At 37.8% G+C, this 1,401-nt stretch carries 2 protein-coding genes; both read right to left on the bottom strand.

Annotation, left to right across the window (positions count from 1 at the left end):
• Positions 1-899, bottom strand: an 899-nt coding sequence (locus tag ACOVO2_RS19150; protein WP_421771518.1) for a beta-galactosidase, incomplete at its 3' end; no start/stop codon positions are given.
• 5 nt (positions 900-904) lie between these two features.
• The coding region (locus ACOVO2_RS19145; protein WP_421771517.1) for a hypothetical protein at positions 905-1,401 on the bottom strand (497 nt) is incomplete at its 5' end.

The following is a 1,401-nucleotide window of genomic DNA, read 5'->3' as shown; positions in this document are numbered from 1 at the left end:
GTATTGCGAAGCAAAGTAAGGTTATCGGCAATGCCACCGTATTCGCAAGCTATTTTGTAAGTAGGGTCAACCGATTTGATGGTTTTGATGAGTTGGTCATAATAGTTTTTTATCATTAAATGACGAAAAACATACCAATCTTTTCCTCGACGTCCTCGAAACGAATCGTTTATATTCCACCAATTTACGTAGGGCTCTACCTCCAAAAAACTTTTATAATTTGTTCCCCAAAACGAATTGAGCGTGCGAATGGTTGTGTATTTTTCTCTTGCCCAATCCTTAAATTTTATCATTGCCCACTTCGAGTGGTCGAAAAGAGCAACGTACTCTCTTTCGGGCCATTGCTGATTTTGGTACGTGAAACCCAACTCTTGCTGAGGTGTGTTTACCACCGAAATATAAATGATTTTGCCACTTCTTTGGAGGTTTTTGTAGCGTTCACAAACTTCTCTCACAAATCCAGAGGCTTTGTCAATAGACGGTTGATGAGCAAAACTGAAGTGATTATTATCGTAGTAATTAGTCAGTACTTTCCCTCGAAAATCTTTTACGGCTTCTTCTTCGTCCCAAAAACCTTTCGTGAGTCCATAGTTTCGCCCAAGATGTATGCGGATAGCTACTTTTATGCCGAGATTATTGACTGCGTGGTTAATTTGATTATCGAGTTGGGTAAAATTGGGTCTTGAATTAGGCTGCGGATAGACTCGCTCCCAATATACTGTGAGCTGGGTAGCATTACAGCCTGCCGCCACCAACTTATTCATGACAGGAATGGCGTTGTTGGGGTCAGAGTCTAAATTTAATACACCGTGACAAACGTATTTTTGAGCATTTGATGTGTTTTTGCCAGTCAGAAAGAAGGCAAAATATACTAAAGTAACTATTTTCAAACGTCTCATGTTGCTTATTTTAATTCGTAGAATTCTTCTAAAACTTCAATTTTCTTGTCAAAACCCGCTTTTCTTCTCAGAATTTCGTCAAATTTTACGGTTTCAATGCTTTTATTTTCAACCGAACCAGTCTCAAAGAATTGTTTTAAATTCTTCACGCTGTCAATCTTTGCGTTTACAATTAGGCCTTTATTTAGCAAGATTGGCACAGTTCGATAAACCGTTTTTTCGCCTTTGTTGGTTGCCAATTCCATGTTGAGATGCGGCGGCTGAAAGAACAAATTTAGTAATTTACCAAACCAATTGTATGTGGTTTTTACTTTTATAATCGAAAGTAGCTTTTGGTTGGCAGAATCTGCTTTAATCAACGAATTTAAAACAAACGGTTTTCCCATTTCCCAAACAGTACTTTGCTGTTTTACTAATTTTAAGGTTTTGGTTTGTTCTTTCTTCTTTAGTAATAAACGATTTGGCCAAGTCTTTATTGGTTCGTAGCGTTGCAAAAGAGCAA

Origin of the sequence: Emticicia sp. (assembly GCF_049241225.1) — a bacterium.
Lineage (GTDB): Bacteria > Bacteroidota > Bacteroidia > Cytophagales > Spirosomataceae > Emticicia.
The sequence above is the reverse complement of the archived record's forward strand: the minus strand, read 5'-3'. Positions and strand labels throughout refer to the sequence as shown.